Consider the following 4530-nt stretch of genomic DNA (forward strand, 5'->3'; position numbering starts at 1 on the left):
CATCGTGCTGTGCCTGTTCTTCGCCATGTGGTTCATCTCGGGCGTGGTGATGATGTATGTAGGCTACCCCAAGCTCACGCCACAGGAGCGCATGACCCACCTGGCGCCGCTGGACCCGGCCCGCGTCACCGCCACGCCGGCCCAGGCGCTGGCGGCCGCGGGCGCTAGCGACATGGCCGGCCTGAGCCTGGCCGCGGTGCGCGGCGGCGCGCCGGTGTACCTGGTACCCATGGGCCGCGGCCACGCGCCCAAGGTGGTGGACGGCGCCAGCGGCGTGCTCTTGCCGCCGGCCGATGCCGCCGTGGCCACGGCCAGCGCGGCGGCCTGGTTCGGCGGCGCCTACGCCGCCCGCTACCAGGGCGAAGTCCAGGAAGACGTGTACACCCACTCGGGCGCGCTGGACCCGCACCGCCCGCTGCACCGCGTCGACGTGGATGACCCGGCGCACACCCGCCTGTACGTTTCGTCCGCCACCGGCGAAGTGGTGCTGGACGCCACCCGCAGCGAACGCCTGTGGAACTACGCCGGGGCGTGGATCCATTGGCTGTATCCGTTTCGCGGCAACCTGTTCGACCCCTGGTGGCACGACATCGTGGTGTGGCTATCGGTCATCGGCGTGGCGGTCGCGCTGACCGGCACGGTGGTCGGCATCCTGCGCTGGCGCTTCTCGCGGCCCTACGCCAGCGGCAGCCGCTCGCCGTATCGCGACAACATGATGCGGTGGCATCACTTGAGCGGCCTGCTGTTCGCCGTCATCACCATCACGTGGATCTTCAGCGGGCTGATGTCGATGAACCCATGGAAGGTGTTCACCAGCAGCGCGGCGCCACTGGCGGTCAGCGCCTATGCCAACCGTCCCCCAGCCGCCACGCCCCCCGTCGCCAGCGCGAACCGCGCAAGCCTGTCCGCTGCCCTGCCGCTTGCCGCCACGGCCAACGCGCCGCCGGCATCGCCCGCCGCGCTGATCGGCGCCCTGCCCGCGGCCCCGCGCGAACTGCGCTGGAGCCGCGTGGACGGCCAGGACCTGGTGCTGGCGCGCAGCGGGCCGGGCGCGCCCCGCGTGCTGTCCGCCGCGAACGCCCGCCCGGTCGCGCTGGACCCGGCGGCCCTGCGCGTGGCGGCCGCTCGCCTGCTGCCGGGCGCCACGCTGACCGGGGTTCAGGTACTGGACCGCTACGACTTCTACTACTACGGCCGCGACGAGCACGCGATGCTCGGCCATATCGAAAAACCGCTGCCCGCCTGGCGCCTGGCGTTCGACAACCCCCAGGCCACCTGGGTCTACCTGGACCCGCATACCGGCCAGATCCTGGGCCGGCAGGACCGCAGCAACCGCGCCAGCCGCTGGCTGTTCGCCTTTCTGCACAGCTGGGACTGGACCGGGCTGCTGGCCAACCGGCCACTGTGGGACATTCTGCTGGTATTCCTGTCGCTGGGCGGCGTCGCGATGAGCCTGACGGGCGTGGTGATCGGCTGGCGCCGCCTGGGCCGCAAGCTGCGCGGCTGAAACACGGCCGGGAATGCACTATGCTCATCGCCTTGCCCCAGGGCCTGCCGCCAGGCCCTGTCGATTCTTTCCTGCGGGAGCCTCTCATGTCCGACGTCACCATCTATCACAACCCCAAGTGCGGCACCTCGCGCAACACCCTGGCCATGATCCGCAACGCCGGCATCGAGCCCGACGTAGTGCTGTACCTGGAAACGCCGCCGTCGCGTGCCACCCTGAAGGCGCTGTTCAAGCGCGCCGGCATCAGCGTGCGCGACGCCCTGCGTGAAAAGGGCACGCCCTACCTGGAGCTGGGCCTGGACGACGTGTCGCTGCCGGAAGACGCGCTGCTGGATGCCATCGAACAGCACCCCATCCTGCTGAACCGCCCCTTCGTGTCGACCCCGCTGGGCGCCGCGCTGTGCCGGCCGTCGGAATTGGTGCTGGACATCCTGCCCTCGCCGCAGCAGGGCGCCTTCGCCAAGGAAGACGGCGAGGCCGTGATCGACGCCCAGGGCAAGCGCATTGCCAAGTGAGCCGGGCGCCGCCGTGTCAGATGCACTAAATCGCATCCAGACGTAAATACGCGGGTTTCGGCGCAATTTGTAAGCGGACTGACGGGAAACCCCATTACCATCGCGGCTATTGAAATATTGCACCGCGATGACGTGTCATGGATTTTCTTGAACCCCTGAATCAGTCCCTTTTTCTGCTGGTCAACGCCGACCCGGCCACGCCGGTCTGGCGCATCCACGCCGCCCTGCTGGTCGCCAACAAGCTGATCCTGCTGCTGCCGTGCGCGCTGGCGGCGCTGTGGCTATGGGGCGGGCAAGCCCAGCGCAGCCTGACCCTGAAGATTCTGGTCAGCATCGGCGCGGCCCTGTGCATCAGCGCCCTGTTCGGCGCGCTGTGGCCGCATCCGCGGCCCTTCACGCTCGGCCTGGGCCACGCCTTCTTCCAGCACAAGGCCACGGCCTCGTTCCCCAGCAACCACACCATCATCATCGCCACGCTGGCGTTTGCCCTGATCTTCGACCGCCGCTGGGCCGGCTGGGGCTGGGCCACGCTGCTGCTGGCCGCCATCGTGGGCATGTCGCGCGTCTACCTGGGCGTGCACTTCCCGCTGGACATCGCTGGCGGCCTGGTCCTGGCGCCCGTCGCCGCGGGCGTGGCCATTCCCGTCTGGAATCTCGTCGGCGCGCCATTGACCGGCCTGCTGCAAACCCTGTATCGCAAAGTGCTGGCGCTGCCCATCGCGCGCGGCTGGATCCGCGCCTGACGCCAGCCGGCGTGATGGCAAGCGGCCGAGGTTAGCCCGCCAGTCCTGATTAGCCTGGCGGCCCCGCACCCCGTCCGTCAGGCCGCGCGCACCCGTTTGCTACCGGCGTGGGCCGCGCGCCAGCGCCCTTCGTGCGCCAGCAGCCAGCGCTTGCGGTCCAGGCCGCCGCCATACCCTGTCAACGACGCATCCGCGCCGATCACCCGGTGGCAGGGCACCACGATGCCCACCGGATTGGCCCCGTTCGCCATGCCCACCGCCCGCACCGCCGACGCCCGGCCGATGCCGGCGGCCAGCACGCCGTAGCTGACCGTCGCGCCCGGCGCGATGCCGCGCAACGCCTGCCACACCTGCCGCTGGAAATCCGTACCGCCCAGCGCCACCGGCAACGTGTCGATCGCGTCGACCTCGCCGTCGAAATACGCCTGCAACTGGCGGCTGGCCGGGGACGCCTGCGCCGTTTCCGTGACCCGCACCGCCCCCTTGCCATACTGGCGGCGCAGCAATGTATGCATGCGCGGTTCGTAGTCTTCCCAGTCCACCGCCCGCAAGCGTTGCTGCGCGTCGGTCAGCACCAGCATCAAGCCGATGGGCGTGGCCACGCGCTCAAGGGAAAACGTCAGCGGCGCGGCGGCGGAAACGAAATTCTTGGACATGGTGCAGCTCCTGGAGTGGATCGGTATGGGGGCCAATATAGGCCCGGCCGCGGCCACGCGCTGGCGGTTTTCGGACATGGCAGTATTCGTGACAACAGTGTCCGAAAACCGCTAGATCGGCACCGCGTCCAGCGCTAGCATGGACAGCATGAACCTAGACCACGACGCCTGCTACAGCGCCATCCAAGTGCGCGATGCCCGTTACGACGGCCGCTTCTTCACCGCCGTCAAGACCACCGGCATCTACTGCCGCCCCGTCTGCCCGGCGCGCACGCCGCTGTCGCGCAACGTCGTCTTCTACCCCACGGCCGCCGCCGCCCAGGAAGCCGGCTTTCACCCCTGCCTGCGCTGCCGCCCCGAAACCGCCCCCGCCGCCGGCCCGATCCGCGACCTGCCCGATAGCGTCTCGCGGGCGCTGGCCCAGATCGAACTCGGCGCACTGGATGACGCCGGCATCGACGCCCTGGCCGCGCGCCTGGGCGTCGGCGAACGCCAGCTGCGGCGCCAGTTCCGCCAGCACCTGGGCGCCTCGCCCATCGCCGTCGCCCAGACCCGCCGCGTCCTGCTCGCCAAACAGCTCATCCACGAAACCCGCCTGCCCATGGCGGAAATCGCCTTCGCGGCCGGTTTCGGCAGCATCCGCCGCTTCAACGAGATCTTCCTCGACCTCTTCGGCCGCGCCCCCGGCGACCTGCGCCGTTCCAGCCAACCCGACCTCTCGGCCGGCCCACAAGGCGAAATCAAACTGCTGCTGCGCTACCGCCCGCCCTACGACTGGCACAGTATGCTCGCCTTCCTGCGCGCCCGCGCCATCCCCGGCATCGAGCGCGTCACCGACAACAGCTATACCCGTAGCATCAGCCTGGACGGCAGCCAAGGCACCGTCCGCGTCGAACCCGGCCCCGGCCACGCCCTGCAGGCCACCGTCCGCTTCCCGCGCCTGCAGGCCCTGCCCACGATCATCGCCCGCCTGCGCCGGGTCTTCGACCTGTCCAGCGACCCCGCCGCCCTGGCCGCCCAACTGGCCCACGACCCCGTCATGGCCACCCTCACCGCCACCCGCCCCGGCCTGCGCGTCCCCGGCGCCTGGGATGGTTTCGAACTAGCGC

5 protein-coding genes are annotated in these 4530 nt (G+C 70.1%); 4 read left to right on the forward strand and 1 reads right to left on the reverse strand.

Going from position 1 to position 4530, the window contains the following annotated elements; genetic code table 11:
- Position 1: 1 nt before the first annotated feature.
- The 3 genes from A9974_RS11455 to A9974_RS11465 all read left to right on the forward strand — a co-directional run bounded on the left by A9974_RS11455 (position 2) and on the right by A9974_RS11465 (position 2765).
- Positions 2–1507 (forward strand): PepSY domain-containing protein, encoded by a 1506-nt coding sequence (locus A9974_RS11455; RefSeq protein ID WP_370539615.1) that lies wholly within the window; start codon positions 2–4, stop codon positions 1505–1507.
- Positions 1508–1593: 86 nt separating this feature from the next.
- The gene (arsC, locus tag A9974_RS11460) at positions 1594–2022 is read left to right on the forward strand and encodes an arsenate reductase (glutaredoxin) (RefSeq protein ID WP_183004213.1); all 429 of its coding nucleotides are present in this window, start codon (positions 1594–1596) and stop codon (positions 2020–2022) included.
- Positions 2023–2159: 137 nt separating this feature from the next.
- Positions 2160–2765, forward strand: a complete 606-nt coding sequence (locus A9974_RS11465; RefSeq protein ID WP_183004214.1) for a phosphatase PAP2 family protein — start codon at positions 2160–2162, stop codon at positions 2763–2765.
- Positions 2766–2842: 77 nt separating this feature from the next.
- Here the strand turns inward: A9974_RS11465 and ogt are convergent, their stop codons facing one another.
- The gene (gene ogt, locus A9974_RS11470; RefSeq protein WP_255468131.1) at positions 2843–3421 is read right to left on the reverse strand and encodes a methylated-DNA--[protein]-cysteine S-methyltransferase; all 579 of its coding nucleotides are present in this window, start codon (positions 3419–3421) and stop codon (positions 2843–2845) included.
- Between the two features lie 148 nt (positions 3422–3569).
- Here ogt and A9974_RS11475 point away from each other — a divergent pair.
- Positions 3570–4530: bifunctional transcriptional activator/DNA repair enzyme AdaA (locus A9974_RS11475; protein WP_183004215.1), on the forward strand; the 961-nt coding region annotated here is incomplete at its 3' end.

Source organism: Achromobacter sp. UMC71, assembly GCF_014170305.1.
Lineage (GTDB): Bacteria > Pseudomonadota > Gammaproteobacteria > Burkholderiales > Burkholderiaceae_B > Achromobacter.